This window comes from Candidatus Palauibacter sp. (assembly GCF_965197445.1).
In the GTDB taxonomy this organism is placed as follows: domain Bacteria; phylum Gemmatimonadota; class Gemmatimonadetes; order Palauibacterales; family Palauibacteraceae; genus Palauibacter.
In genome coordinates, this window is record NZ_CBDANE010000005.1 from 431,753 (window position 1) to 457,788 (window position 26,036).

Sequence of the window (26,036 nt, forward strand, 5' to 3'; positions counted from 1 at the left end):
GCCGCTCAGCGGTCGCCCGTGGGGCCGTTTGCCATGGGCTGCCAGAGCCTCGGTCCAGGACCGGCGGATGTTCGGAAACGGCGGAAAGTTCCCGATGGAGGTCTCGGATGCTTCGCCCACGGTCCTCGAACTCTACCTCGAGGAACTGGGCCGCTATCCCCTCCTGAGCGCCCGCGAAGAGAAGGAGACGGCCCGCTCGGCCCGGCAGGGGGATCAGGGCGCGATCGACCGTCTCGTCCGGGCGAACCTTCGCTTCGTCATCACCGTGGCCAAGCGCTATCGCAACCAGGGCGTGAGCTTCATCGACCTCATTCAGGAGGGCAACGTCGGTCTGGTCGTCGCCGCGCGGAAGTTCGATCCGGAGCAGGGCGTAAAGTTCATCAGCTACGCCGTGTGGTGGATCCGCCAGGCCATCCTGTCCGCCCTCGCGAAGCAGGGACGATCCGTCCGCCTGCCGCTCAATCGAGCGACCGAACTGGCGCGCATGGTGCGCGTGCGCGGCGAACTGAGGCAGACGCTTGCCCGCGAGCCCAACAAGCAGGAAATCGCCGCGGGGGCGGGCCTCTCGACCGCCACGGTCGAGTTGCTGCGGCGGGTCAACGTCGCGGAAGTACGACTCGACGCCCACGTCGGCGCCAGTGAAGACAGCCAGCTCGCGGAGCGGTTTCTGGTGGACGAGACCGACATCGAGGAGGTCGTCGAAGCCCGCCTGCTCACCCGGCACATCGCCGAAAGTCTGCGGCGCCTGCGACCGCGCGACGCGCGAGTCGTGCGGCTCTACTACGGCCTGCAGGGCGAGGAGCCGCTGACGCTGGAGCAGATCGGCAGGCTGCTCGGCGTGAGGAACGCGTGCGGCAGCTGCGGGCTCGGGCGCTCCGGGAACTGAGGGACGGCCCCGAGGGGAAAATCCTCGCGAGTTTCGCGACCTAGCGCCGTGGAAAAAGTCGCGATGTCCCGCGCCTGGAGCAAGATCACGGGAGGTTGGCAGCATCGGGCCGAGCTGTCTGCGGCAGGCTGCTCGGCGTGACGCGCGACTGCGCGTGCGGTCGGCTGCGGGAGTTCACTGCCACCGGGCGGCGGATGCCAGGGCGCATCGCGTGGCGGTGCCGGGACTCGAGCCGTTTCTGACGTCTGGACGGCCGCCGGAGATCGGCAAGGCCTCGCGAGTGTTCGCTGGAGGTGCTGACCTAGCACGCCCAGGCTGCGCGCGATCGTGACGCGTGACGCGGCGGAGCTGCGGGCTCGGGCGCTCCGGGAACTGAGGGACGGCCCCGAGGGGAAAATCCTCGCGAGCGACCGCGCGACGCGCGTCGTGCGACCTAGCAGCCCTGGCCCTCAAGACGGTCGACCTGTTGAAGGAGCGGGGACTGCAGCATCCCGGACTGCAGCCGCCACGTCGGCGTGACGCCGCGAACCGGGTGGGGCCACCCCGAGCAAATCCCAGGGCCGGCTGCGCGCCGTAATGAGCGCGCTGGAGCGGGCGCTCCCGGAACTGCACCAGGACGTCACGCCCGTAGTGCCGGAGTCGGCCGACCCCGCGCTGACCGAACTCGTCCACGGCCTGCTAGCAGCCCATGGCCCTCAAGACGGTCGGCCTGTTTCCACTCCGCCTCCCGGGCCACCCCGAGCACCAGGGCCGGCTGCGCGCCGTAATGAGCGCGCTGGAGCGGGCGCTCCCGGAACTGCACCAGGACGTCACGCCCGTAGTGCCGGAGTCGGCCGACCCCGCGCTGACCGAACTCGTCCACTCGTCCGGGCACGTCGAACGCGTGCGGGCCGCCTGCGAGCGTGCGATCGAGACGGGACAGATTCTGCGGCTCGACCCGGACACACCCGTCTCACCGGGAAGCTGGGACGCCGCGCTCGCAGCAGCCGGATGCGGCGTCGCGGCGGTCGATGCGGTCCTGGCCGGAGAGTACCGTGCCGCCTTCTGCGTCGTGCGTCCCCCGGGGCACCACGCGACCCGGGACCGGGCCATGGGCTTCTGCCTGTTCAACAGCATCGCACTGGCGGCCCGTCATGCGCTGACCCGGCCCGGCATCGAGCGGGTGCTCATCGTCGACTGGGACGTTCACCACGGGAACGGGACACAGGACATCTTCTACGAAGACCCGTCTGTCTTCTTCCTGTCGATGCACCAGCACCCTCTCTTCCCGGGCACCGGTCCGGCCCACGAGCGGGGACGAGGTGCGGGCGAGGGGACCACGCTCAACCTCCCGATGCCGGCGGGTCTGGCGCCGCAGCGCTACGTCGATACGCTGCTCGACGGCCTCGACGACGCGCTCGACCGCTTTGCGCCCGACCTGACGCTGGTCTCCGCCGGTTTCGACGCGGGAGCCGAGGATCCGCTGGGCGGGTTCACCCTCACCGAAGCGGACTTCGCCGCTCTTGCGCACGAGGTCGTGGAACGAACGCGCCCTACGTCCCGAAACCGCGTGGTTTCCTTCCTCGAGGGCGGTTACAATCCCGACGAACTGGGACGAAACGTCGTCTCCCACCTGAAGGTCCTCCGCGACGCCACGGCCTAACCACAGGAGTCTGCCCTTGCCCGACCTCGACGCCGCCTTCATGGAGACCGCTGCCCGCGAGTTGAAGAGCCGGGGGATCGACGCCTGGCTCCTGTACGATTTCAGGGCCCGCAATCCGCTGGCGGCGCATCTCGTCGGCCTTCCCGAGGGCCAGAAGCGCCGTTACTTCGTGCTCGTCGAGCCGGGGAGAGAGCCACACGCTCTCGTACAGAAGATCGAGGTGTCGGGGTGGGCCGGGTGGCCACACCGGCTCACGAGCTACGTCGGCTGGGATGAGATGGAGGCGGAACTGCGGGGGATGCTGGACGGCATGGCTTCGGTCGCCATGGAGGTGAGCTCCCGGGATTCGATCCCCTACGTGGACAATGTCCCGGCCGGGGTGGTCGAACTCGTGGAGTCGCTCGGCCCCCGGGTCGTGAGTTCGGTGGACCTGATCTCCGGCACGGCGGCCCAATGGGGGGCACGCGGCCACGAAACGCACCACGAGGCGGCCGAGATCCTCGCGCGGACGGCGCGGACGGCGTTCGAACTGGCGGCCCGGGCCGCCGGACTCAGTCCCGAGGTCGATCCGGGTACGGCGGGCGGCTTCGACACGTCCGGCGAACCGACGCCCGAAACGGAGCACGATCTCGCCGAGTGGATCCGGGCGCGGCTGAGGGCCGAGGGTCTCGCCGAGGCGGACACGATCGTGGCCGTGGGGCCGAACGCCGCCAAGCCGCACTACGAACCGCAGGCGGAAGGGTCCTCGACGCTCGCGGCCGGGCATGTGTTCATGGTTGATCTGTGGGGGCGCACGGCCGATGAGCCCGAGGCCGTTTTCGCGGATCAGACCTGGATGGGCTTCCTTGGACCGGAGCCGCCGACCGACGTGACCGCCGCCTGGGACGCGGTCGTCGCGGCGCGGGATGCAGCCGTGGATCTCATTCGCGAGAACCCCGTCGCGACCGGGGCCGACGCGGATCGGGCGGCTCGGCAGACGCTGATCGATCATGGGTACGAGGACGCCATCTTCCACCGTACAGGGCACGGGATCGATCGTGAGCTTCACGGGGTGGGCCCCACGTTGGACAGCATCGAGATGCGGGACGACCGGCGACTCTCCGCGGGCGTCGGCTTCTCCGTCGAACCCGGTGTCTATCTGGAGGGGCGGTTCGGCCACCGTACGGAGATCGACGTCTACATGCGGGAGGACGGGCCGGAAGTGACCCCGTCGCGGATCCAGTACAACCTCTGGCGGACGACGAAAGCATGAAGAACGCATGAAGGTCACCTGGGAGCAGTTCCACGTGCGAACGGCGCACCCGTTCCGCATCAGCCGCGGCGTCAAGACCGGCGACGATCTCGTGTGGGTACGTCTGGAGCATGAGGGGATCGAGGGATGGGGGGAGGCCGATCCGTCCACGTACTACGGAGAGACGGCCGATACGGTCGAGGCCGCGCTGCGCAGGCTGGCCCCCCGCATCGAGGAGATCGAGGATCCGTTCGCGCTCGAGAGCATCGAGCGTGACCTGGCGGGCCTGCTGGGGCACAACGGGTCGGCGCGCTGCGCGGTTTCGTCCGCGCTCCACGATTGGGTCGGCAAACGCGTCGGACTCCCGCTCTGGAGACTGTGGGGTCTGGATCCCGCCGAGGCGCCTTTGAGTTCGTTCACGATCGGCATCGACGATCCCGACGTCATGGCCCAAAAAACACGCGCGGCCGAAGCGTGGCCGATCCTGAAGATCAAGCTCGGAAGCGAGGATGACGAAGCGCGGCTGGCCGCGGTCCGCGCCGCGGCCCCCGGAAAGATCCTGCGCGTGGACGCCAACGCGGCGTGGACGCCACGGGAAGCGGTGGAGGGGATCGCCATGTGTGCGGAATACGGCGTGGAGTTCGTCGAGCAGCCGCTCCCGCCATCGGAGAACGACGAACTGGCCTTCGTCCGTTCGCGCGCCGCGCTGCCCATCGTGGTCGACGAATCGAGCATCGTGGCCCGCGACATCCCCGCGCTGGACGGCGTGGTCGACGGGATCAACATCAAGCTGGCGAAGTGCGGCGGCCCGCGGGAGGCGATCCGCATGGTCCACGCGGCCCGGGCGTGCGGCCTCTCGGTCATGCTCGGCTGCATGCTGGAGACGAGTCTCGGAATCGCGTCGGCGGCGCATTTGGCCCCGCTCGTGGACTACGCCGACCTGGACGGGGCCGCGCTTCTCCGCTCGGATCCGTTCACGGGCCCGTGCGTCGAGGCCGGGCGGATCGCACTGACTGACCGGCCGGGTCTGGGCGTCGAGCGGGTCGGCGCCGGGGCGTCCCTCTGAGACCCGCGGTCAAGATCTGCTGCATCGCGAGTCCGGCCGAGGCTGCGCTTGCCGCAGTGGGCCCGTTCGGTCTCGATGTCTGCTCAGGAGTGCGCGCGGACGGCCGACTCGATGAGAGGCTCCTGCGGCGGTTCATGCGAGGCGTGGATGAGGGCGGCGACCCCCGGCACCCGGCGGGAGCCTGAACGGGACAGCTATTCGATCGGGACCTGAGCGCCGCGCTGACACACGCGGGCGAACTCCTCCGACTCGGCCCCGGAGCACTCCTCGCGGCGCCCCTCGGCATCGGCGTGCAGCGCGATGATCTGCTCGCCGACCGCCTGGTAGCAGCGGTCCTTGGCCCACGGTTCGACGCGACGGCAGAACCCGAACGCCGCCCCGGTCGTGGCGGTCAGATCCACGAAGTTCTTTACCAGCCCCACGTAGCACCATTCGCGGAACTCTTCCGGGGACTTCCCGCACTCGCGCAGACCATCGTCCTCGTCCTGCAGCGTCCGGGCGCTGATGTCGCGGCCCAGACTTAGGAAGCAGTGTCCCTGCCAGCCTTCCCGCGCCTGGAGACAGGAGGCGGCCGCGTCGGCGATATCGCCCTCGTTGTGCCACAGCATGCCGGAAGTCTGCATCATGTAGCAGGCATTCAGATACTGATCGTCCAGTACCGAGCAGGGGTAGTGCGGGTCATCGGCCCGAAGCGCGTCCCAGGGTTCGACCCCGTCGGACATTCCGTCCGAGTGGTCGTGTGCCCCGTGCCCTGCCTCTGCTTCCTGTCCCTCGCCGCCCCCTTCAGCCGCGCCCGAGACGAGGGCCGCCGCGGGATGATGCGGGTGCGTCGCGTTGACCACGTTCTCCATGAACGCCCCGCCGTAGCACGACTCCCGGTTCCACGGGTTCGTCAGGAAGTCACAGCCCTCGAGCGCCATCGGGAGATTGTGGCCGTGGTACATCGTGAGACCGTGTCCGAGACCGTGCAGGCACTGGAACAGGATCCAGCGGTCGGCGTCATCACCCTCGTACGGCGCGCAGAGTTCTACGATTCGATCGGCGTCCGGAGTGCCCGTGTCGAGAAAGTGGGCCTGCACGACGCCGTGGTAGCACCCCGACTGGAAGAGCACCGTGCACTCGCTGAATACATCCGCGAAGGGCGTGTCGGGGGAATACGCCTCGATCCCGATCGCGTGCGTGAACACATGGCCCAGCACCTCGACGTTCACGTCGGCGTCGGCGATTGCCTCCAGCATCTCGAGTGCCGCGCCGACCCCGTCCTGATCGAGCTCCTCGATGAGACGCGCCTCGTAACAGGCCTGCTTCTCCTCCCAGTCGAAGTCACGACATGCCTCGTAGGCGGCCCGGGCTTCGGCCGAGGCCCCGGGCGGGAGGGAGCGTCCGCCGCAGGCCGCGAACGCGACGCCCACGGCCAGCACCGGTGCCAGGCGGCGAATCAAGGGTCTCAGGCGGGATCGATGAAGAGCGTGACGCGCCAATCGCTCATCATCTCGGGGTCGTCATCGTGGGCGGCTCCGGTGTCCTTACCCGGCCCGTAGGTGCCGAGCCACTCCGCGACCGGACCCCGGAACTCGCGCTGGTAGGACGTCAGGAAGTCGTTCCCGCTGAACCGGTCTTCCTCCTCGCCCGTCAGTTCGATGACCAGGTGATCGGTGACCTCTCCCTGGAAGATCTCCCAGTTGAGGATGACCCGATTGTAGACCGGATCTTCCGAGATCTTCATGTGCCCTTCGGCGGGGTACCGTCCCTCACGAGGGGAGCCATCAAGGTTGTGGCTCGAAACCCTGGACCGGAACACGAACTCGCCGGTCTTGTCCACGTCCAGGCTCTCGAGGATCTGGACCGCCCGAACCGTAACTTTGATTCTCCGGGCGCTTGCCTCGCTCATAGCCGCTCCTCTGTGACGGTCGATTGAATCGAGTCGCGCAACTTGTACCATGACTGGCCCCCCAACAAGAACCGCGCGGGAGGGCGGTACCTCCCCGCACCCGCTTCAGAGGAGCGCTTCCGGGTCCCGGTCGATCTCGAGGCGGAGACCCGTGCCCGGCCGCCCCCGTCGTTCGGCCAGATACCGGAGGACCCCGCCCAGCGTCCGCGCCCGGTCGGATTTCACAAGGAAGTGCCACCTCCACCGCTCCCGAAGCCGATCAATGGGGCAGGGAGCGGGTCCGATGACCTCGATCCCGCCCAGCCGCTGATCGCGAACGAGTTCGCGCGTCCACTCCGACAACTCCTCGGCCGCGTCGATCACCCGCGACTCCTGCTTCCCCGACACGACGAGATTCGCGAGCCTCCGATGGGGTGGATACCCCGGTTCGCCGCGATCCGCGAGTTCGCGCGTCGCGAATCCGACGTAGTCGTGGGCGGCGGCGGCGGAAAGCGCGTGGTGTCGCGGGCGGGAGGTCTGGACGAGCACTTCGCCCGGCTCGCTGCCTCGTCCCGCCCTGCCCGCCACCTGCTCCAGCAGTTGGAACGTCCGCTCACTGGCGCGAAAGTCCGGCAGGTGCAGACCCACATCCGCGTTGATCACGCCGACGAGTGTCACGTGCGGAAAGTCGAGGCCCTTGGCGATCATCTGGGTGCCGAGGAGAATGTCCACCTCCCGCCGCCGAAAGGCTTCGAGGATTTCCACGTGCGCCCACTTCGAACCGGTCGTGTCGAGGTCCATGCGTGCGATGCTCGCATCGGGAAACAGCTCGCCCACCCGACGCTCGACCTGTTCGGTCCCCACGCCGGTGTAGCGCGGGGCGGGGCCGTCGCATTCACCGCACCGTTCCGGCAGCGGGGCCGTCGACCCGCAGTGATGGCACACCAGTCGCCGCCGCCTCCGGTGGTAGGTGAGCGTCACGGAGCAGGCGTCGCAGCTCCACACATGACCGCACGGGGCACACTCCGCGAAGGAGGCGTAGCCCCGCCGGTTGAGGAAGAGGATGGTTTGCTCGTCGCGCTCCAGGCGGACGGCGATGGCGTCACGCAGTCGACTGGAGAAGACCCGGAGCCCGCCCCGGCCCGCCGCAGGTTCAGCCTCCGCCTCTCTGCCCGTCGCGTCCTGCAGGTCGACGAGCTCGACGGGGGGAAGCCCCTGGCCGGTGACGCGCTCGTCAAGCTCGAGCAGGTGATAGCGGCCCGTCCGCGCGTTCTCCCAGCTCTCCAGCGCGGGCGTCGCGGAGCCGAGGAGACAGAGGCACCCCTCCATCTTCGCGCGCATGACGGCGACGGAGCGGGCGTGATAGCGCGGGACATCGGACTGCTTGTAGCTGCTCTCGTGCTCCTCGTCCACGATGATCGCGCCGAGGTTCCTGACCGGGGCGAAGACCGCCGACCGCGGCCCGATCGCGATACGCTTCCGGCCCTCGCGCAGGCTTCTCCAGGCGTCGAACCGTTCGCCGCCCGACAGGCCGGAGTGCAGTACGGTGACCGCGTCGCCGAAGCGGGCCCGGAAACGCTGAACGGTCTGGGGCGTGAGGGCGATCTCGGGGACGAGACAGATCCCGGATCGCCCCCTGGCAAGTTGGCGCTCCAGAACGTCGAGGTAGACCACGGTCTTTCCCGAACCGGTCACTCCGCGGAGCAGCGCGACCCGCCCCGGAGCGTCGAGCCGCGCCAGCTCGGCTACGACGTGCTGCTGCGCCGGGGTCAGCGCGAATCGGGGCTCCGCCTCTACCGGTCCGGCGAACGGGTCCCGGTCCACCTCCCTCTCGACGATCTCGGCCACCTGTCGGGCGACGAGACCGTTCACCACCGCGGAGCTGAATCCGAGCTGCTTCGTCAGGTGTCGCACCGCCGCCTGCCCGCCGACCGATTCGAGCGTCTCGTACAGCTGGCGCTGACGCTTCGCTCGGCCGAACAGGCGTTCTCGCTCGGTGAGGGTCCGCAACTCGCGCAAGATCCGGAGCACACGCTCGGTTCTGGCTCTCGGACTCGCGCCTCGCGCGGCCCGGCCGCCGAGCAGACCCGGTGGGAGCGCCGCCTTGAGCACCGCCCCGAGCGGCGCGACGTAGTAGTCGGCGATCCAGCGACTCAGGTTCAGGAGATCGGCGTCTACCACCGGTTCCTCGTCGAGGACACCGCGCAGATCGCGAAGCCTCGGCTTCCGCTCCCGGTCCTCTCGCAGACCCATTCGGTCCACCACCCCCACGACGACCGACCCGCCGAGCGGGACCTGCACACGGACCCCCGGCGTCACGGCGCCGACGAGGCCCGCGGGAATCGAGTAGGCGAGCGTGCCCAGGAAGGTCCGCGCGACCGCCACCTCGCACACGCCGGCGGAACTCACCGCCCGCGTACCCTCGCGGCGCCGCTCAGTGCTTGACACGCTGCGGCCGGATTGCTTGTTTTCGCCACCAAATCCAATGGAGGGTCGCTGATGGGCTGCCTGGCCCTGAACGCTTCATATGAGCCGTTGACGATAATCCCGGTCCGGCGCGCCATCCGCCTGATCATCGACCGGAAGGCCGTCGCCCTGGAAGTGGATTCGGCGCGTCCCATCCGATCCGAGCGCGTCCGGATCGACACCCCCGTCGTCATACGGCTCGTCCGCTTCATCCAGATCCCCCGCCGCTTCCGGCGCCAGGTCACGAACACGTTCCTGTTCGCGCGCGACGCGTACCGCTGCCAGTATTGCGGCCGTCACCGGAGGGAGCTGGGCTACCGGGAGTCGCTGACCCGCGATCACATCACGCCCATTTCGCGTGGAGGAGACAACGGGTGGTCGAACGTGGTCACGGCCTGCAGCAAGTGCAACCTGAAGAAAGCCGACCGCCTCCCCGGCGAGTGCGGCTTCGCGCTCCGGATGGAGCCGAGGGAGCCCAATCACGTCGAGCTGATCTGGGCCGTGCGCCGGGTCACGCCGGTGCAGGCGAAGTACATCGGCATGTTCTACGGTGAGGACGTGCTGCGAGCCCTGAGTCCCTGACTCGGCGTGGTGAGCGGATTCGGATTCGGCGAGGTCGTCCTCATCGCGATGCTGGTGCTCATCGTGTTCGGGCCTCGCCGCCTCCCTGAGATCACCCGCACCATCGGCAAGGGCATCCGCGAATTCCGGAAGGGGATGAACGAGATCCAGCGGGAACTCGAGGCGGCCGGCCGCGAGACGCAGTGGAAGTCCCCGCCCGCTCCGCCGAAGCCCGCGACGACCGCCACCGATGCCACCGCCGAGGCCACCATCGCCGGAACCGCCGTCGCCGCCGATGCCGCCGGTGCCTCGGAACAGGAACCGCCCGTCCCGCGGGAGACGATCGATGAGTTCGTCGACCCCTGGGCCACGGACTCCTCGCGTCCGACCTTCGACTCGAAGCCGCGCCAGGAACCGGTCATCGCCCCTCCCACGACCGAACCCGCCGAACGCCCGGAAGCCGAGGCGTCGCCGCCCGGAGAAGCGCCCGCCGCGGCCGAAGAGGCCGCTGACGAAGACGCCTCGAAGGACTGAACCGGCGGCTATCCGCCGACGAGTGCGCGGTAGCGGCGGTTGTCCCCTTCCAGCGCCCGGAGCAGGTCCAGAGGCGAGACGGTGGCCGCGTCGGCGAGATCGGGGAAGCCGCGGTCCACGATCCGCGCGCGTGGCGCCTCATCCCCCGGCCCTCTGAATTCGACTTCCAGCCGCCGACCACGCTCGCAGGGACCGCACAGCAGGCCTCCTTCGACTACCGTCCCGTCCACGGTCCACGAACCCTCCAGGCCCCGAACCGTGAAGCCGGCCAGCGCATCGGGAACCCGCAGTTCGCCGCGCCACGCGCCGTCCGCGCCGTCCGCGAGTCCCAGTTGGAGCGGGGCGTGGAGGGCCAGCAGCACCGGCGCCGCGGGCATGCGACCTTCCCCTTCCCCGTCGTCCCTTCCCCAGCGGAACTCGGCCTTGATCCCATCCTCCCGCAGCGCGGCCTCACGAAGCTTCCGAAACGGAAGAGTGCCATCGAAGGAGACCGGGACGCCGGGTCGGAGGTCGTTGGCCGCGCCCACGAACGACTCTCCCGCGAGGCGCAGTTCGACCGATCCGGTGGTTGGCGCCGGCGCCCTGATTTCCGGTCGCCCCAGCAACTGCGCGACCATCGCGGCCCGCATCCCGTCCGGATCCGTGGGTCCCGTGTCGTCATCGCCGCCAGCCCCTGTGCCGGCCCGGTCACCTCTGCCTCCGCCGCGTCGCGGGGCGTCCAGCGGACTCGGGGGGCGGGCCGCCGGGCGCTGCACTCCCGGAGCATTCACACCTCCGCGCTGGCCGGGGTCGAGACCCCAGCTCGCGAGCTCATAGCTGACGGAGGCCGTCAGGTCGTCCTGGCCCGGGTTCCATGCCAGCGCCGTCACCTGCGGAACGGAGACGGTCACGACACCCTCGGGGTAGTTCGGCCGCACACCCGGAGGACGGGATGCCTGCACCAACGGCCGTTGGCCGGAACGGTCGTCCCGGACGTTCGGACCTGTGTTCGTGGAAAGCGTCGCGGAGACCGCTCGCTCGCACCCGGATTCACCCTCCAGCACGACGAGCAGGGTGTTCCAGCCGCCCGCCAGCCGCACCTCCCGCGGGCGGCCCGCGTCGACGAGCTGCTGCCCGTTCAGCCAGGCTTCCATCCGAACGCACGCCTCGACCTCCAACTCGAGGCGCACGTCGGCGTCGGAGAGGGACTTCAGGTACGCGTGCGCGAGCGTCGCCCGGTCCGGCTCGACCAGGTCCGAGAAGTCGAAGCGGACCTCTCCATCACGGCGGACCAGAGTCCACACGCCGGACTCCGTCTCCAGGTTGCGGCCGGGGAATCGGGCCGCGTCCTCCGACAACGGGTTCACGCCGGTCTCGACTTCCGCGCCGGTCACCAGCCAGCGATCGACCAGGATTTCCTGCGCCCCCGCGGCGGCCGGGGCCAGGCCGCCGAGCGCCGAAGAGGAGAGGAGAATCGCGAACACATACCGATGGACCATCGTACCAAGTTGCCGGCCGGAAGTCCCCCGGACAACTTGGTCGTCATGCATACGGTGGTGGAACTGCGGGTGAACGGGGACCGGCGCACCGTTGGCGTGCCGTCCCACTACACCCTTCTCGAAACCCTGCGCTACGGGCTCGGACTTACGGGATCGAAGCAGGGCTGCGACAAGGGCGATTGCGGGGCCTGCACGGTGTTGCGCGATGGCGAGGCCGTGTTGTCATGCATCATGCCGGTGCACGAAGCCGCCGGCCACGAGATCACGACGGTCGAGGGTCTCGCAGACGGCTCCGCGCCCCACCCGCTCCAGGACGCGTTGGATCTGACGGGAGGGGCGCAATGCGGCTTCTGCACGCCGGGCATTCTCTGCTCGGCTCATGGACTGCTGGCACGCAAACCGGACCCCGGCCGCGAGGACATCGCCAGGGCGCTGTCCGGGAATCTGTGCCGCTGCACCGGTTACACGAAGATCTTCGAGGCCGTGGATATCGCGGCGGAGGCGTTGCGTACCGGGGTGACGCCGGAAGCGATCGCCGCCCGTCGGCGCGACCCCGCGGAGGCCCCGTGATGTCGCGCGTGATGTCGGGCGTCGTCGTGCCCGCCCTCGGCTTGTTGCTCGCGGCCTCCGGGGCGGCCGGCCAGACCCCCGAGGCCCGTCTCGCCGAACTCGGCATCGAGCTGCCCACCCCGGACGCGCCGACCGCCAACTTCGTCAAGGCGGTGACGACCGGGAATCTCGTCTTCCTCGCCGGCCACGGCCCGTGCGGCGGCCTCAACGAGACCAACACGGGAAAGGTCGGACTCGACCACACCGTCGAGGAGGGCTACGCGATCGCCCGCTGGGTCGGCGTCTGCCTGCTTGCCTCGCTCGCCCGCGAAATCGGCGACCTCTCCCGCGTAAAGCGGATCGTCCGCGTGTTCGGGATGGTCAATACTCCTCCCGACTTCACGCAGCACTCGCAGGTCATCAACGGATGTTCCGACCTCATGGAGCAGGTGTTCGGCCCCGCGATCTCGAAGCATGCGCGCGCGGCTGTGGGGATGGCCTCGCTCCCCCGGGACCAGTCCGTGGAAATCGAGATGGTGGTGGAACTCCACGATCCCTGAGACCTGAACAGCAGGAGACACCGATGCGCCAGGCATCCCTCGCCACCCTCCTTTCACTGTTCCTGGCCTGCGCGCCGCCGCAAGCGTCCGATCTGACGAGCGGGATCGACGCCGTATTCGCCGACCTCGACCGTCCGGGCTCGCCGGGCGCCTCCGTGTCGGTCATCCGGGACGGCGAGATCCTCTACTCGCGCGGCTACGGCTACGCCCAGATCGAGCACGGCGTCCCCGTCACCCCGCGCACGGTGTTCCACGTCGCCTCGGTGTCGAAGCAGTTCACCGCAATGGCCGTGACCATGCTCGCGGCCGAGGGAGCGCTCTCCCTGGACGACCCCGTGCAGGCACACCTCGGTTTCGTCCCCGAATTCGAGTATCCCGTCACCGTCCGTCAGATGATCCACCACACGAGCGGGATCCGCGACCAGTGGCAGCTGCTCGGCATCTCGGGGTGGCGGCTGGACGACGTCATCACCACTGAACAGATCCTGCGTCTGATGTCGCGCCAGCGCGAACTCAACTTCGAGCCGGGCTCGGAGTACCTCTACTCCAACATGGGCTACACCCTCCTCGCGCAGACGGCGGAGGCGGTCAGCGGCATGTCCTTCGCCGAATTCACCGCGTCGAGGATCTTCCGTCCGCTCGGGATGGAGCGGACGCATTTCCACGATGACCACGAACACATGGTTCCCGACCGGGCCTATTCCTACGCGCCGGTCCCCACGGAGGAGGAGAGCGAGGAGGAGGAAAGCCGGGCGGAGGCCCGCGCCGAGTACACCAAGTCCGTCCTCAGCTACGCGAACGCGGGCGCGACCAGCCTCTTCACAACGGCCGACGACCTCGCGCGCTGGCTCGACAACTTCCGTCACGAGACGATCGGCGGGCCCCGCGTGATGGAGATGATGAAGACCCGCGGCATCCTCAACAGCGGAGACACGATCCCCTACGCGCACGGCCTTGGCATCGGGGAGCACCGGGGGCTGCAAACCATCGGGCACGGGGGTGCCGACGCAGGGTTCCGGACTCAGGTGAACTGGTATCCCGAGGCCAACGTGGGGGTCGTGGTCCTGACCAACGCCGCGAACGGCAATCCCGGTGGTCGTGCACGGAGAGTGGCGGAGGTCGTCCTGGCCGGGAGCTTTCCCGAAGACGAGGAAGAAGAAGATCCGTCGTCACCGGCCGCCGATGCCGCGCCGCCCCCACCCGACGCGGCCACGCTCGCGGGATACGCGGGCAGCTACTACAGCTCCGAAGTCGACGCCCTGTATCACCTCGAAGCCACGGAGGACGGGCTGGTCGCGCACCACATACGCCACGGCAACATCGCCTTCGAGCCCCGCTCCCGCGACGAATTCGTCACGGATCGCTGGTTCATGCGCGAGGTGCGCTTCGAGCGCGCTCCCGGCGGTGCGGTCACGGGGATGCGCGTCGGCGGCGGCCGGGTCCGGAATCTGCTGTTCGTGAAGCTGGCCCGTCCCCTCCCGCGGTAACGAGCCCACTCCTCGCGGGGTTGCCCGCGGGGAGGGCCCTACGGTGCGCCGGCCAGGCGATCGATGGCGAGTTGCGTGATGTCCATTCGATCGCTGAACAGGATGATGATGTTGCTCGTCGAATTCAGGATCAGGTCGTATCCCAGATCGGCCTGGATCCCTTCGATCACCGGAGCGATCTCGGCTCGGATCCGGTTCTGACCATCGGCCTGGAGGGCGGTCGCCTCCTCCTGCTTGTCCTGCTGATAGCGCTGGAAGTCGGTGAGCGCGTCCTGGTACTCACGCTCGAGCAGCCGCCGTTCGTCGATTGAAAGACTGTCCGCTGCTCCGATGCGCTCCTCGATCGCCTGCACGGCTGTCTGGCGCGTCTGAAGCTCCGCCGTGACTGCCGCCTGAAAGTCCGTGAGCTGCTGCCGGAGTGCCTGTCCCGCCGGGGATTGGAGCGCCACCGCGTCAACGTTGATGACGCCGATCTTGAGCGGCGCGTCTTCAGCTTCCGCGGCCTGCGCGGCCAGCGTCGCGGGCGCCCAGGCGATCGTCGCCACGGCAAGCGCGAGAAGCAGGCGCACGGATCCGGATCCGGCCAGGGCCGGAGACTCGGCCAGGTTTGCATATCTTGCCATCGGTTCTCCCTCTATTGTGATCTGCCGCCGGCCCCGGATCGCGTCCGGTGACCGGGTCCGGTTCGGTGTTCGGTGTATTCGGAGAAGGTAATGCTAGATGGTTGATCGAACGAAGCGGGGCCCGTTTCGGGGTCACGGCCCATACGCGCTGGCCGCGCTGATCCTCGGGTCCCCGGGCGGTCCCGGGGTCGCGGACAGACTCGCGGCTCAGGCGGCACCGGAGGTCCCCGCAGCTCCGGATACCGTCCTGTTCATGAACGCGACGATCATCGACGGGACTGGAGCCTCCCGCTTCGTGGGAGACCTGCTCATCGAAGCGGGCCGCATCGCCGGCCTGGGCCCTCCGGGTTCCGTCACGGCCCCTGCGAGCGTCGAGCGGCGCGATCTGACGGGGCTCGTTCTCGCGCCGGGATTCATCGACATCCACAATCATTCGACGAGCCGCCTGTTCGATTCGCCGCTGGCCATCACCCAGCTCGCCCAGGGAATCACGACGATCGTCGTCGGAGCGGACGGCTCTTCACCGTGGCCGATCTCCGACTACCTCGAGCGGATCGACGACCTCCGGCCCGCGGTGGATGTCGCGACGCTCGTCGGACACGGGACCGTACGCGCGGCGGTGCTGGGGGAGAGCTTCCGCCGCACCGCGACCGACGCCGAGATCGTGGACATGACGGTACGGGTGGAACGCGGTATGCGGGAGGGCGCTTTCGGTCTCTCCAGCGGGCTCGAGTACGACCCCGGCTTCTACTCCTCGACCGGCGAACTGATCGCCCTCGCGCGGGCCGCCGCGCGCCATGGCGGCTTCTACATGTCCCACATGCGCGACGAGGAAGAGGGTCTGCTCGAAGCCGTCGACGAGGCCATCCGGATTGGCCGCGAGGCGGAGCTCCCCGTCCAGATCTCGCACATCAAGGCGGGGAACGCCTCCGTGTGGGGGAAGGCGCCCGACGTGCTCGAGCGCATCCGGCGGGCCAACGAAGAGGGCCTCGATGTGACGGCGGACCAGTACCCGTACGCGGCCTGGCAGTCGGGGCTCGCCATCGTGGTCCGTTCGCGGATGTTCTCGAACCCCGACTCGGTGGCGAAGGGGATCGCGGCGGCCGGGGGCGGCAGCCGGCTGCAGATCGTCGGGTTCGACGCCGAGCCGGGACTGAACGGGCTCAGACTCGACGAGATCGCCCGGATCAAGGACATGACCGAGGTCGAAGCCTACATGTGGATCATGGAGAACGGCGGCTCCGGGCTCATCGGCCACACCATGAACGAGTCCGATGTCGACACCTTCATGGCATCGCCGTGGGTGATGACCGCGAGTGATGGCGGGGTCCGGAGCGCGCACCCGCGTGGCGCGGGGACTTTTCCGCGGGTGCTGGGTCACTTCGCACGGGACCGCGGCGTCCTCACGCTCGAGCGGGCGGTGGCGCGCGCGACCTCGATGCCGGCGCGGCGGCTCGGCCTCACGGACCGCGGGGTGCTGCGGGCCGGCGCCCGGGCGGACCTGACGATCTTCGACCCGGAACGCGTGATCGACCGCTCGACCTTCGACTACGGGACGCGGCAGGCGACGGGCATCGAGAGCGTGTGGCTCGGCGGCGTCGAGACCTGGTCGGCCGGGGAGCCCACCGGGGCCCGCCCCGGCCGCGCCCTCCGCCGCATGCGCTGACCCGTCGGCGCAGCGGGTTCAGTCCGGAGCGGGCTCTCCCCGCTCCGCAATCGCGACGATTTCGATGCCGCCGCGGACGTTCTGTTCGACCTCCACGCGCACCCAGCGCGGTGCGATGGCGAACACGACATCATCCGCGATCCGTGCCGCGAGCGTCTCGCAGAACTCTCCCTCGTCCCGGAACGACCACAGGTAGAACTTGAGCGCCTTCGACTCGAGACAGAGCTTGCCCGGCCCGTAGTCGATCGTCACCCGGCCGAAATCCGGCTGTCCCGTCTTCGGGCACAGCGACGTGAACTCCAGCGCCTGAAGCGCGACCCGCTGGACGTCCGGCGCCGGAATCGCCTCCGCGCGCAGCACTTCCCGTCCTTCTTCCGGGTTCCTGGGTCTGGGCAGCGGGCCGCCGGCGGGAAGTCTCGTCATCCGTCCTCCGTCTCCTGATCGTTCCGGGTCATCGCATCCACCGTCGTCGTCGCCGCCATGTGACCGATGACGTTAGCCGCCGAGCGGAACACATCCGGCAGCCGGTCGATACCGAGCAGGATGCCGAGTCCCGCGAGGGGGACGCCCACCACGTTCAGGACCGGCACCAGCGACACGATGCTGGCGCTGGGCACCGGCGCCACCGTCATCGCCGCGAGGAAGGTCGCGAGCACCGCCACCGCCACCGCCGCCGGACCGAGGGGCACCCCGTACATGGCCGCGAGGAAGACGAGTGACGCACCCTGGAAGAGCGCGCTCCCCGGGCGGTTGATCGACGCCGCGAGCGGCAGGATCAGCCTGTAGCTGCTCCTGGACAGGCCCAACTGCTCCGCCTCCTGCAGCATCATCGGCAATGTCCCCACCGACGTGGTCGTGGTGAAGCCCACCGTGTAGGTGCCGAGCGTTCCGCGGATGAAGCGGCCGGGCGACATCCCGCCCAGGATCCGGACGAGGGGCAGCAGGATGAGACCCTTCATGAGGAAGAGGCCCACCACCACGGCCAGGATGAAGACGCCCAGATTCTGAAGCATCGCCAGGCCCGTGCGGGCCGTGACGGGAGCGGCGAGCCCGAACACGCCCACGGGCGCCGTCCACAGAACCCAGTGCATGAGCTTGATGAGGGCGTCGCTGACCGCCTCGGCGAGGGAGGTGAGCGACTCCTGTTTCTCTCTTGGGAGAGTCGTGGTCGCCGCGGCGAAGAGGACGATGAAGATGATGAGGGGAAGGAGGGATCCCGCCGCCGCCGCCTCGATCGGATTCCTCGGGACGAGGTTCACGAGGAAGTCGACGACGCCCGGTGCCTCGGTCGCCACCTCCGCGGCCTCGGCCGGGGGTGCCACCGGCGCGGTGAATGAGAGCCCGAGCTTCATCACGCCCATACCGATGAGGATCGCCGGCAGCGTCGTGACCCAGAAGAAGCCCACCGCCAGCCCCCCGAGCCGGCCCAGCTTTCGCAGACTCCCGATCCGGCCCACGCCGACGAACACGATCGCCGCCACGAGCGGGATCACGACCATCTGGATCGCGCGCAGGAACACCTGGCCGAGCGGCGCCGCGGCCTCGGCCGCCCGCAGGAGCGCCGGAGATCCCGTGGCGGAAGCGGTGACTCCGAGCCCCAGCCCGAGGGCCAGTCCGATGAGGATGGCGCGCGTGTTCACGAGGCGTTCTCCGCGCCCCGCGTCCCGCCCCGCTTCCGGAAGGCGAGCCAGGCGCCGACGGTGAGGACGGGCACGACGTAGTAGACGATGAACCCCCAGGTGATCGTCCCGTAGCCCTGCCGGATGAGATCGATGAGGCCGAGCGGCGTGAGGGATAGGGCGACCCCCAGGAAGACGGCCGCGACCACCGGTCTCGCCCAACCGGGCATCCCGGCGCCCCGCTCACGGCGGGTGGCGGCCAGCCGCTCGTTGACGGCGTGGATCATCCCCGTGCCCGTCTCGATGAGGGTACCGAAGAGGATAACTTGGTACGCGATCTGGAAGGTCCTCGACCCGAGCGCCTCGAGGATGAGGTTCGAGGGGACCGTCGCGTCCACGATCCCGGGATAGTGCGGCACCATGGCGAGGTAGAAGAAGAAGGCCGGCAGCATCCCGATGACGCCGGCCAGCAGCCCGGCCCACACGGCCTGCTTCCGGGTCTGGATATGGCGCACGGTGAACAGCGCCACCGCCGCCGCGGAGAGGTTGTAGCCGCCGTACTGGATCCCGTTCACGATCCAGCTTCCCTCCAGGCTGCTCGCGGCGAAGCTCTCGCCCAGACTCGACCCGAAGCGCATCAGCGACCACACGACGAGCCCCACGTACACGGCGTAGAGCGCGAACGACCAGCCGGCGAAGAAGCGCTCGATCGTCACGCTCCCGTAGAAGAGGAGGAGCGCCACGGCCCCCAGGGCCACGATCACGCCGAGTGCATACGGGAGCCCGAACGTCTCATCCGCGATCGAGCCCGCCGCCGCCCCGATAACCGCCAGGACGAGGAGCGTCAGCAGCACGTAGGTGACCTCGAACAGGGTCCAGGAGGGACCGAGCAGTCGCTTGAAGAAGCTCCGGTATTCGTAGGTACGGTACTGCCGCGCGAGCTCGAACGTCACGGCGCAGACCGCGCTCCAGATCGCCGTCGAGAGCGCCATGGCCGCGAGTCCGGGGGTCGGCCCGATCGAGAGGAAGAACTCCACGTTCTCCCGGCCCGTGCCGTATCCGCCGGCGATGACGGCCGACTGGAAGACGAGCCCCGGGAGCAGGTAGCGGCGGAACCAGGGGGCTTTCACGCGGACGTCCCTTTCTCTCGGCCGGCCCGTCCCGCAACGTTTCAGCGCGTTCAACGCGTTCAGCGCGTTCACGGGGACGCCGGGCAGCGGCTTGCCACAGGCGCACCAAGCTAGAGGCCGCGGATGGAACGAGACAGACGCGAGACGTTCGGCTCCCGCTTCGGGCTCCTGGCGACGATGATCGGCGTGGCCGTGGGCCTCGGGAACGTGTGGCGCTTCCCGTACATGGTGGGGCAGTTCGGAGGGGCGCCCTTCGTGGCCTTCTACGTTCTGGCCGTGGTGCTGATCGGCGTCCCCGCGCTCATGGCCGAATGGACCCTGGGCCGGCACACCCGCCGCGGCCCGGTGGGCGCGTTCGAGTCGGCCGGTCTCCCCTTCGGCCGCGCCCTGGGCTGGATCTTCTTCGTCGGCGTCACCGCCGCCACCGGCTACTACTCGAACGCGCTCGGCTGGGTGCTGTACCACGCCCTGGCCGGGCTGCTGTCCGGCGTCGGCATCGAACTCGACGCCGCGGCGATCCTCCCTCCAGAGGAGGGCTTCTCGCTCCGCTCCTTCCTCCTGCAGTGCGCCTGCACCGGGGTCGTCCTCCTCACGTGTGCGGCGGTGCTGCGGCGCGGACTGCGGGCCGGGATCGAGAAGGCGAGCCGGTTCATCGTCCCGGCGCTCCTGGCGGGGCTCCTCGTGCTCATCGTCCGTTCCCTCACACTACCGGGCGCCGGCGCGGGGCTCCGCTGGTACCTCGGCGCGTTCGATCCGGGAGCGCTCACCCCGCCCGTCATGCTGGCGGCGCTCGGCCAGGCCATCTTCAGCCTCTCGCTGGGCGGGACCTTCATGGTGGTGTACGGATCGTACCTGAACCGCGGCGATCCGCTGCGCGGCAACGCGGTGTTCACGGCGGGCGGCGACCTGTGCGCCGGGCTGCTGGCCGGGCTCGTCATCTTCCCCGCCGTGTTCGCGTTCGGCCTCGAACCGGGGAGCGGCCCCGGCCTGCTGTTCGCGACGCTGCCCCAGGTGTTCGCGCAGATCCCGGCCGGCGCCGTGTTCGGGACGCTCTTCTTCCTGGCCCTGTTCGGTGGGGCCTACCTTTCAGACGTGGCGGCGCTCCAGGTGCTCGTCGCCGGCGTCACCGACAACACCGCCCTCGACCGGTCGCGCGCCGTGACCCTGACGACGGCCGTCGTATTCGTGTTCGCGCTTCCCCCGATGATCAACATGAGCGTGTTCACGCCCTGGGACCTGACCTTCGGGTCCGGCTTCCAGACGCTCGGCGTGCTCCTCTCGGTCGTGGCCGTGGGCTGGGCGCTCGACCGCTCCGAAGTGCTGCGGCAACTCGCGGCGGGCGAGGATCAGCGCCCGAAGCGGGGCGTCCCCCCGATCTGGCTCTACTACTGGCTCCGGTTCGTCATCCCGGCCGCGATCCTCGCCGTCGGCGCCTGGTGGCTGCTCACCGATGTGCTCGGCGCCTTCAGCGGGGTGTGAGCCGCTGTCTGGCGGTCGGCCCGCCCGCGACCCCTCCGGCGTCGTACTGGACCGCAGGGCGCTGACCTTCGACCCGCTGAAAGATCCCGGATTCAGGACGGTGGGATCTGTGGCGGCGAATTGAGGTGCTGTGGAGTGGCGTGACCTCTCGCTGAACATCAGCTAAAGTGGTTTGGTTGCCACCCCGCCCCGGCGAACCGGGATGATCCGATTCCCGCCATCGCCAGAAAGAGGGAGACGATGAGACGATTCGGGGCCGCACTCCTGGGGGCCGTGCCGGCGTTCGCTCTCGCCGCGAGCGGCGTGATCGCCCAGCAGCTCGGCGAAGTCTGCCCGGACGCGCAGCCCGGCACGGGTGCGCTGTGGGGTCTCGTAGCGGACGAGGAAGCGGGCATCGGCTTGGGCGGGGTCGTCGTCGTCACGACTCTCACGAAGGATTTCCTGAGGGTGGACCTCAGCTTCACGCTGGCGGATGCCGGCAGTGACGACCGCCTGTGGGCCTGTCCCGGCTCCCGCGTGGACCCAGCCGGCCGTATGGGGGGGCGGGCTCCGTTTCGGGACTCCGCGAGGCTGTCGGCAAGCTGATGGCGGACGCGAAGCGGCTGGGCGCCAACGCGCTGATCAACTGGGACCGGGAAGGGGCGACGCTAACGGCGAAGGCCGTCACGATCACGGTGGACCCCTTCACCTGCAACTGATGCCTGGGGAACCTCCACCCGTCAGAGTGGGAATTCCAGCCCGACGGTGACCGGTACGGTGACCAGCGTTTCCCGTTCGTTGATCCCGGCGAGATCCCATTGCGTCGCCAGGAAGCTGGCGCGGATCGAGATGTCTACGAACAGAAGGCCACCGAGTCTCGACGGGACGCCGAGGCGCACGCCGGCACCGGCCGCGAATCCCGTTCCGGGGTCCCTGATTCCGCGACCCGGATAACCGATAGCCACATAGTCTCCGCCACGCTCGTGAACCAGGAATCCGGCCATACCCAGAAGCGCGACCCGGGGGGCGGGTTCCCGGTCTGACAGAGGCAACTCAACGCCGAATTGCCCCAGCAGGCTGAACAGCCGCAATCCGCCTCCCAAACTCTGGTAGTCGACGCTGACTCCGAACTTTGCCGGGTGCGCGCCACAACCAATACCGAGGTGTCCCGTCGCTCCGACCGAAAGATCGAGGGCCACCTGGTCCCCCAACGGCACGCTCGACGTCGGGATCACGGCCCCCGCACCTGCCGTCATCGAGCATGTCTGAGCGCTGGCCGAAGTGGCTGAGAATGGAAGAGCCAGCGGCGCGATTATGAGGAGAACAGCCCTCCGCCAGCGTCCGGACACGCGTGACATACCTCGAATCACTTCGTCCAGATCGCGACGGCCCCGCACCGGGAATCGAAGTCGAGGAACTCCGCCGGAAGTGAGGCCGCTCCCTTGTATACTTCGACCCCTCCGATCTCCACGGGTCTCACCCAATCGTCAACCCGGCCGGTGCCGACGCGAATACTGTCCAGAAAGATTGGCATGGGGCAGCCTGTGTCCGAGAACCCGGTCGACAGCCTCGTGCTATGCAACTCGCAACTGGTGATCCTCAGGCCGCAGTTTCGGAGGCGAATCCCCGCCTCTTCCGCGATCATGTGTGAGATGAGCAAGGGGTTGCGGCGCTCGATGTCGGCGACGGTGAAGAACGTGCCCCCGCTGACCAGCTCGCCCCAGTGCTTGCGCTCGTAGAAGCCCTTGATCTCCAGTCGCCGGAGTCTCACCGCGGTCGCCACGAGCGGTTCCATCTCCACCGGATCCGGAACCAGGCCGACCTCGATTTCCGTGGTGGCTCCGCGCGCGACCGTGACCCGATGACGAAGCGGAGCGTACCCCAGGCGCCGCACCGAGAGCCAGTGGTCTCCGATTGGGACACCGTCCAAGAGGAATCCGCCCCGCCGGTCGGTCTCGGCCTCCTGCGGGCGGCCGGCAAGGGACACCGCCGCCGCTACCACTGGACGTTCCGAAAGAGCGTCCAGCACTGAGCCGACGACGCGCCCATCGCTTACAGAAGCGACGAGCAGCCTGAGTTCGATCTCTCGCGATATCCCGGGCTCGAGCGCGACAGTCGCCAAATCGCTGGCGGCGTCACCGAACTCCGCCCTTAGACTGGCCTCCGTGGCCGTTCGAGGGGCGCAAACGAACAGACGACCAGAGGATTCGATTTCCAGCCGTACCGGACTCCAGACAGAGTCGGGGGCGGTCCAACGCAGCAGCACCGTCGCATAGGGGATCGAAATGAGGCCGGACTCATCCAGAACGGCGACCTGCAGGGAGGCCCGGACGCCGCAATCCTCCTCCTGGCCTGCGACACGACCGAATCCGCCGGCCAGCTGGAGCAGGAAGAAGGTCCCGGGCAGCGCCAGCCACGCGACCAGACGCCGCGTGATTCGTCCTCGTCCCTCGTCCATGGCAGATCCTCCTAAGCATCGAGCACCAATGAACTGACGCCGAACCGTCCCGCCTGGTCACTCGCGTGTCCGGAGGACCCTGGTAGGTGAGACCGACCGTGCCCGTCTTCTCGTAGACTCTGTGACCCGCCAGCTTCAACTCGATCCGTGAGGTTGATCCGGCGAGGAGCGGAATGCCTCCCCCGAGCACTTCCCGGCGCCCGTTCCGGCGATGTAGCCGTCCAGACTCACGGCGCAGCTGTAGCAGATCTTCCTCATCCCGGTCCTCTCTCTCTATTGCCGCGTGCAGGGGCGCGGGCCGCAGGCGGAACGTAGATTAGAGCCATGCACCCGCACGAGTTGACGCCCGCGCAGCTCGAGGCCGCGGAGGATCCGGACAGGCTCCCCGGGCTCGCCGACGCCGAGTTCACGGCGTTGGGTCGCCGTGCGCGCCGGGTCGACGGGCTGCGCAAGGCGACCGGGCGCGAGATCTACACGGACGACATCATTCTGCCGGGGATGCTGCACGGGAAGATCCTGCGCTCCACCGAGGCGCACGCCCGGATCGTCTCCATCGACACGTCGGCCGCCGAGGCGCTCGAGGGCGTGCACGGGGTCATCACCGGACGCGACATGCCGGTCCCGTACGGGATCATCCCGTGGACCCGGGACGAACACGCGCTCTGCCTCGACAAGGTGCGGTTCATCGGCGATGCCGTGGCGGCGGTGGCGGCGGTGGACGAGGATACGGCGAACGCGGCACTGGAGTTGATGCGGGTCGAATACGAGCCGCTCCCTGTCTATCTCTCGCCGGAGGAGGCGCTGAGCCCGGAAGCCGCGGCGGAGCCCATCCATGCGCCGCGCAGGCCGGACCGGAACGGCAACGTTCTCAAGCACGTCCACCTCGAGTTCGGGAACGTGGACGCGAACATGGCCCGCGCCGACGTCACGGTGGAGGGCGAGTACTTCTTCCACGGGACCACGCACACGCCGATCGAGCCCCACTGCGCCATCGGCAAGCTGAATCAGGACGGCCTGCTGGAGGTGTGGTCGTCGACGCAGGTGCCGCACTACCTGCAGCGGGAACTGGCGCGGGTGCTCGATCACGACGTGGCGAAGCTTCGGGTCGTGCAGCCGGCCGTGGGCGGCGCCTTCGGCGGCAAGTCCGAGCCGTTCGACCTCGAGTTCTGCGTCGCGCTGCTCGCCATGCGTACCGGGCGGCCGGTGAAGATCCTCTACACCCGCGAGGAGGTGTTCTACTCGCACCGCGGCCGCCACCCCATGCACATGAAGTACCGGCTCGGCGCCTCGCGGAACGGGAAGCTGCTGGCGCTCGACGCGGAGACCGTCCTCGACGGCGGCGCCTACGCGTCGTTCGGCCTCGTGACCACGTACTACTCCGGGCAGCTCCTCACCTCGCCCTGTCACATCGAGTCCTACCGGTTCGATTCGACCCGTGTCTATACCAACGTCGCCCCGTGCGGCCCCAAGCGCGGCCACGGCTCGGTGCAGCCCCGCTTCGCCTACGAGATCTCGCTCGACAAGCTCGCCGCGAAGCTCGGCATCGATCCGTTCGAACTCCGCCGCCGCAACTTCATGGGTACGGGCCGGACGGTGAACGAGTTCAAGGTCCGCTCGAACGGGTTCATGGAGTGCCTCGAGGCGGTCGAGCGAGCGAGCGACTGGAAGAAGCGCTACCGGCAGCTGCCGAGCGGGCGGGGGCTCGGGGTGGCGGCGTCCTCCTACATCTCCGGCACCAACTATCCCATCTACCCGAACGAGATGCCGCAGGCGGCCGTCCAGGTGCAGGCCGAACGCTCCGGCCGGGTGACCGTCCTGCACGGCGCGTCGGAGATCGGCCAGGGCTCCGACTCCACCATGGCATACATCGCGTGCGAGGAACTGGGCGTGCCCCTCGACTACGTGCGCGTCTTCTCGGCAGACACGGACCTGACGCCGGTCGATCTCGGCGCCTACTCCTCGCGCGAGACGGTCATGGTGGGCAACGCCTGTCTCGAAGCCTGCCGCGCCCTCCGCGCGCAGGTCATGGAGGCACTCGCGGAGGAGTGGGGCGTTCCGGCCGGTCGCGTGCGCCTGGCTCGCGGCTGGGCCTTCGACGCGGAGACTCCGGAGGATTCGAAGCGCCGGCTCTCGATTTCGGAGGCCTTCAACCTGGCCGAAGCGAAGTTCGGGCTGCTGGGCGCCGTCGGCTCCTACGACACCCCGAAGGATGTCCACGGAGAGTACCGCGGCGGAACCATCGGATCCTCCCCCGCCTACTCGTTCACGGCGCACGTGGCCGAGGTCGAAGTGGAGATGGACACCGGGGTCGTCGACGTGAAGAACATCTGGGTCGCACACGACTGCGGTCGGGCGCTCAACCCGGCGCTCGTCGAAGGCCAGATCGAGGGCTCGGCCTACATGGGGTTCGCCGAGGCGATCTTCGAGGAGCAGCGGTTCAGGGAGGGAGAGGTGGAGGGTGGCCTGCACACCGCGCCCTCCCTGCTGGACTACAGGATCCCCACCTCCATGGACTGCCCGGAGTTCGAGGCGCTGATCGTCGAATCGGTGGACCCGGAGGGACCCTACGGCGCCAAGGAAGCAGGAGAGGGGCCGCTCCATCCTTCGCTCCCCGCGATCGCGAACGCGATCTACGACGCGGTCGGGGTCCGCATCGACGCGCTCCCGTTCACGCCGCAGCGCGTGTGGCGAGCCCTCCGCGCGCACGCCGCCGCCGCGAGCCGCGAGGACGTGGCCTGAAACCGGGACGACA

General features: G+C 68.9%; 23 protein-coding genes. 13 read left to right on the forward strand and 10 right to left on the reverse strand.

Going from position 1 to position 26,036, the window contains the following annotated elements; all coding sequences use genetic code 11:
* Positions 1 to 67: 67 nt before the first annotated feature.
* The 4 genes from ACN9M6_RS09170 (at position 68) to ACN9M6_RS09185 (ending at position 4,825) form a co-directional block, all read left to right on the forward strand.
* Positions 68 to 886, forward strand: a complete 819-nt coding sequence (locus ACN9M6_RS09170; protein WP_419162626.1) for a sigma-70 family RNA polymerase sigma factor — start codon at positions 68 to 70, stop codon at positions 884 to 886.
* A 688-nt stretch (positions 887 to 1,574) separates the two neighbouring features.
* Positions 1,575 to 2,528: a histone deacetylase gene (locus tag ACN9M6_RS09175; protein WP_419162627.1), complete on the forward strand. Its 954-nt coding sequence runs from the start codon at positions 1,575 to 1,577 to the stop codon at positions 2,526 to 2,528.
* 16 nt (positions 2,529 to 2,544) lie between these two features.
* Entirely contained in the window at positions 2,545 to 3,780 is a 1,236-nt protein-coding gene (locus tag ACN9M6_RS09180; protein WP_419162628.1) for a M24 family metallopeptidase, read from the forward strand.
* Positions 3,781 to 3,787: 7 nt separating this feature from the next.
* A complete protein-coding gene (locus tag ACN9M6_RS09185; RefSeq protein WP_419162629.1) occupies positions 3,788 to 4,825 on the forward strand; it encodes a dipeptide epimerase in 1,038 nt (345 codons plus the stop codon).
* A gap of 194 nt (positions 4,826 to 5,019) precedes the next feature.
* On the opposite strand, the gene ACN9M6_RS09190 is transcribed toward ACN9M6_RS09185, so the two are convergent.
* The 3 genes from ACN9M6_RS09190 to priA all read right to left on the reverse strand — a co-directional run bounded on the left by ACN9M6_RS09190 (position 5,020) and on the right by priA (position 9,104).
* Positions 5,020 to 6,267: a hypothetical protein gene (locus ACN9M6_RS09190; protein WP_419162630.1), complete on the reverse strand. Its 1,248-nt coding sequence runs from the start codon at positions 6,265 to 6,267 to the stop codon at positions 5,020 to 5,022.
* 5 nt (positions 6,268 to 6,272) lie between these two features.
* Positions 6,273 to 6,716, reverse strand: coding sequence for a hypothetical protein (locus tag ACN9M6_RS09195; RefSeq protein ID WP_419162631.1), 444 nt, complete (start codon positions 6,714 to 6,716; stop codon positions 6,273 to 6,275).
* Between the two features lie 105 nt (positions 6,717 to 6,821).
* Positions 6,822 to 9,104, reverse strand: coding sequence for a replication restart helicase PriA (priA, locus tag ACN9M6_RS09200; RefSeq protein ID WP_419162632.1), 2,283 nt, complete (start codon positions 9,102 to 9,104; stop codon positions 6,822 to 6,824).
* A gap of 126 nt (positions 9,105 to 9,230) precedes the next feature.
* On the opposite strand from priA, the gene ACN9M6_RS09205 reads away from it, so the two are divergent.
* Both ACN9M6_RS09205 and ACN9M6_RS09210 read left to right on the forward strand, forming a co-directional pair.
* A complete protein-coding gene (locus ACN9M6_RS09205; RefSeq protein ID WP_419162633.1) occupies positions 9,231 to 9,743 on the forward strand; it encodes an HNH endonuclease in 513 nt (170 codons plus the stop codon).
* Between the two features lie 9 nt (positions 9,744 to 9,752).
* Entirely contained in the window at positions 9,753 to 10,256 is a 504-nt protein-coding gene (locus tag ACN9M6_RS09210; RefSeq protein ID WP_419162634.1) for a Sec-independent protein translocase subunit TatA/TatB, read from the forward strand.
* Positions 10,257 to 10,264: 8 nt separating this feature from the next.
* Here the strand turns inward: ACN9M6_RS09210 and ACN9M6_RS09215 are convergent, their stop codons facing one another.
* Complete coding sequence (locus tag ACN9M6_RS09215) at positions 10,265 to 11,734, reverse strand: hypothetical protein (RefSeq protein ID WP_419162635.1); 1,470 nt, start codon at positions 11,732 to 11,734, stop codon at positions 10,265 to 10,267.
* Between the two features lie 45 nt (positions 11,735 to 11,779).
* On the opposite strand from ACN9M6_RS09215, the gene ACN9M6_RS09220 reads away from it, so the two are divergent.
* Genes ACN9M6_RS09220 through ACN9M6_RS09230 form a run of 3 tightly spaced genes read left to right on the forward strand, consistent with a single transcriptional unit; the run spans position 11,780 to position 14,330 of the window.
* Entirely contained in the window at positions 11,780 to 12,304 is a 525-nt protein-coding gene (locus ACN9M6_RS09220) for a (2Fe-2S)-binding protein (RefSeq protein WP_419162636.1), read from the forward strand.
* Entirely contained in the window at positions 12,304 to 12,843 is a 540-nt protein-coding gene (locus tag ACN9M6_RS09225) for a RidA family protein (protein WP_419162637.1), read from the forward strand. The genes ACN9M6_RS09220 and ACN9M6_RS09225 overlap by 1 nt, the downstream gene beginning before the upstream one ends.
* Positions 12,844 to 12,866: 23 nt before the next feature.
* Entirely contained in the window at positions 12,867 to 14,330 is a 1,464-nt protein-coding gene (locus ACN9M6_RS09230; protein ID WP_419162638.1) for a serine hydrolase domain-containing protein, read from the forward strand.
* 38 nt (positions 14,331 to 14,368) lie between these two features.
* Here the strand turns inward: ACN9M6_RS09230 and ACN9M6_RS09235 are convergent, their stop codons facing one another.
* On the reverse strand, positions 14,369 to 14,953 hold the full coding sequence (locus ACN9M6_RS09235) for an OmpH family outer membrane protein (protein WP_419162639.1): 585 nt from the start codon (positions 14,951 to 14,953) through the stop codon (positions 14,369 to 14,371).
* 97 nt (positions 14,954 to 15,050) lie between these two features.
* On the opposite strand from ACN9M6_RS09235, the gene ACN9M6_RS09240 reads away from it, so the two are divergent.
* Complete coding sequence (locus ACN9M6_RS09240) at positions 15,051 to 16,619, forward strand: N-acyl-D-amino-acid deacylase family protein (protein WP_419162640.1); 1,569 nt, start codon at positions 15,051 to 15,053, stop codon at positions 16,617 to 16,619.
* Between the two features lie 18 nt (positions 16,620 to 16,637).
* On the opposite strand, the gene queF is transcribed toward ACN9M6_RS09240, so the two are convergent.
* Genes queF through ACN9M6_RS09255 form a run of 3 tightly spaced genes read right to left on the reverse strand, consistent with a single transcriptional unit; the run spans position 16,638 to position 19,368 of the window.
* Entirely contained in the window at positions 16,638 to 17,042 is a 405-nt protein-coding gene (queF, locus tag ACN9M6_RS09245; RefSeq protein ID WP_419162641.1) for a preQ(1) synthase, read from the reverse strand.
* Positions 17,039 to 18,259: a dicarboxylate/amino acid:cation symporter gene (locus ACN9M6_RS09250; RefSeq protein WP_419162642.1), complete on the reverse strand. Its 1,221-nt coding sequence runs from the start codon at positions 18,257 to 18,259 to the stop codon at positions 17,039 to 17,041. Before ACN9M6_RS09250 ends, queF begins: the two co-directional genes overlap by 4 nt.
* Positions 18,256 to 19,368, reverse strand: a complete 1,113-nt coding sequence (locus ACN9M6_RS09255) for a hypothetical protein (RefSeq protein WP_419162643.1) — start codon at positions 19,366 to 19,368, stop codon at positions 18,256 to 18,258. The genes ACN9M6_RS09250 and ACN9M6_RS09255 overlap by 4 nt, the downstream gene beginning before the upstream one ends.
* A 123-nt stretch (positions 19,369 to 19,491) precedes the next feature.
* On the opposite strand from ACN9M6_RS09255, the gene ACN9M6_RS09260 reads away from it, so the two are divergent.
* A complete protein-coding gene (locus ACN9M6_RS09260; RefSeq protein ID WP_419162644.1) occupies positions 19,492 to 20,847 on the forward strand; it encodes a sodium-dependent transporter in 1,356 nt (451 codons plus the stop codon).
* A 240-nt stretch (positions 20,848 to 21,087) separates the two neighbouring features.
* Positions 21,088 to 21,432, forward strand: coding sequence for a hypothetical protein (locus ACN9M6_RS09265; protein ID WP_419162645.1), 345 nt, complete (start codon positions 21,088 to 21,090; stop codon positions 21,430 to 21,432).
* Between the two features lie 134 nt (positions 21,433 to 21,566).
* Here ACN9M6_RS09265 and ACN9M6_RS09270 read toward each other — a convergent pair whose 3' ends face one another.
* The gene (locus tag ACN9M6_RS09270; RefSeq protein WP_419162646.1) at positions 21,567 to 22,082 is read right to left on the reverse strand and encodes a hypothetical protein; all 516 of its coding nucleotides are present in this window, start codon (positions 22,080 to 22,082) and stop codon (positions 21,567 to 21,569) included.
* 110 nt (positions 22,083 to 22,192) lie between these two features.
* A complete protein-coding gene (locus ACN9M6_RS09275) occupies positions 22,193 to 23,284 on the reverse strand; it encodes a carboxypeptidase-like regulatory domain-containing protein (protein WP_419162647.1) in 1,092 nt (363 codons plus the stop codon).
* Positions 23,285 to 23,608: 324 nt separating this feature from the next.
* Here ACN9M6_RS09275 and ACN9M6_RS09280 point away from each other — a divergent pair, with 324 nt between their 5' ends.
* On the forward strand, positions 23,609 to 26,023 hold the full coding sequence (locus tag ACN9M6_RS09280) for a xanthine dehydrogenase family protein molybdopterin-binding subunit (protein WP_419162648.1): 2,415 nt from the start codon (positions 23,609 to 23,611) through the stop codon (positions 26,021 to 26,023).
* Positions 26,024 to 26,036 lie beyond the last annotated feature (13 nt).

Bases quoted from the DNA above. Each gene is read 5' to 3' on its own strand.
- ACN9M6_RS09225 (WP_419162637.1), top strand. From the start codon at position 12,304: ATGTCGCGCGTGATGTCGGGCGTCGTCGTGCCCGCCCTCGGCTTGTTG.
- ACN9M6_RS09260 (WP_419162644.1), top strand. From the start codon at position 19,492: ATGGAACGAGACAGACGCGAGACGTTCGGCTCCCGCTTCGGGCTCCTG.
- ACN9M6_RS09175 (WP_419162627.1), top strand. From the start codon at position 1,575: ATGGCCCTCAAGACGGTCGGCCTGTTTCCACTCCGCCTCCCGGGCCAC.
- queF (WP_419162641.1), bottom strand. From the start codon at position 17,042: ATGACGAGACTTCCCGCCGGCGGCCCGCTGCCCAGACCCAGGAACCCG.
- ACN9M6_RS09170 (WP_419162626.1), top strand. From the start codon at position 68: ATGTTCGGAAACGGCGGAAAGTTCCCGATGGAGGTCTCGGATGCTTCG.
- ACN9M6_RS09240 (WP_419162640.1), top strand. From the start codon at position 15,051: ATGGTTGATCGAACGAAGCGGGGCCCGTTTCGGGGTCACGGCCCATAC.
- ACN9M6_RS09195 (WP_419162631.1), bottom strand. From the start codon at position 6,716: ATGAGCGAGGCAAGCGCCCGGAGAATCAAAGTTACGGTTCGGGCGGTC.
- ACN9M6_RS09230 (WP_419162638.1), top strand. From the start codon at position 12,867: ATGCGCCAGGCATCCCTCGCCACCCTCCTTTCACTGTTCCTGGCCTGC.
- ACN9M6_RS09220 (WP_419162636.1), top strand. From the start codon at position 11,780: ATGCATACGGTGGTGGAACTGCGGGTGAACGGGGACCGGCGCACCGTT.
- ACN9M6_RS09185 (WP_419162629.1), top strand. From the start codon at position 3,788: ATGAAGGTCACCTGGGAGCAGTTCCACGTGCGAACGGCGCACCCGTTC.
- ACN9M6_RS09280 (WP_419162648.1), top strand. From the start codon at position 23,609: ATGCACCCGCACGAGTTGACGCCCGCGCAGCTCGAGGCCGCGGAGGAT.
- ACN9M6_RS09235 (WP_419162639.1), bottom strand. From the start codon at position 14,953: ATGGCAAGATATGCAAACCTGGCCGAGTCTCCGGCCCTGGCCGGATCC.
- ACN9M6_RS09275 (WP_419162647.1), bottom strand. From the start codon at position 23,284: ATGGACGAGGGACGAGGACGAATCACGCGGCGTCTGGTCGCGTGGCTG.
- ACN9M6_RS09270 (WP_419162646.1), bottom strand. From the start codon at position 22,082: ATGACGGCAGGTGCGGGGGCCGTGATCCCGACGTCGAGCGTGCCGTTG.
- ACN9M6_RS09215 (WP_419162635.1), bottom strand. From the start codon at position 11,734: ATGGTCCATCGGTATGTGTTCGCGATTCTCCTCTCCTCTTCGGCGCTC.
- ACN9M6_RS09265 (WP_419162645.1), top strand. From the start codon at position 21,088: ATGAGACGATTCGGGGCCGCACTCCTGGGGGCCGTGCCGGCGTTCGCT.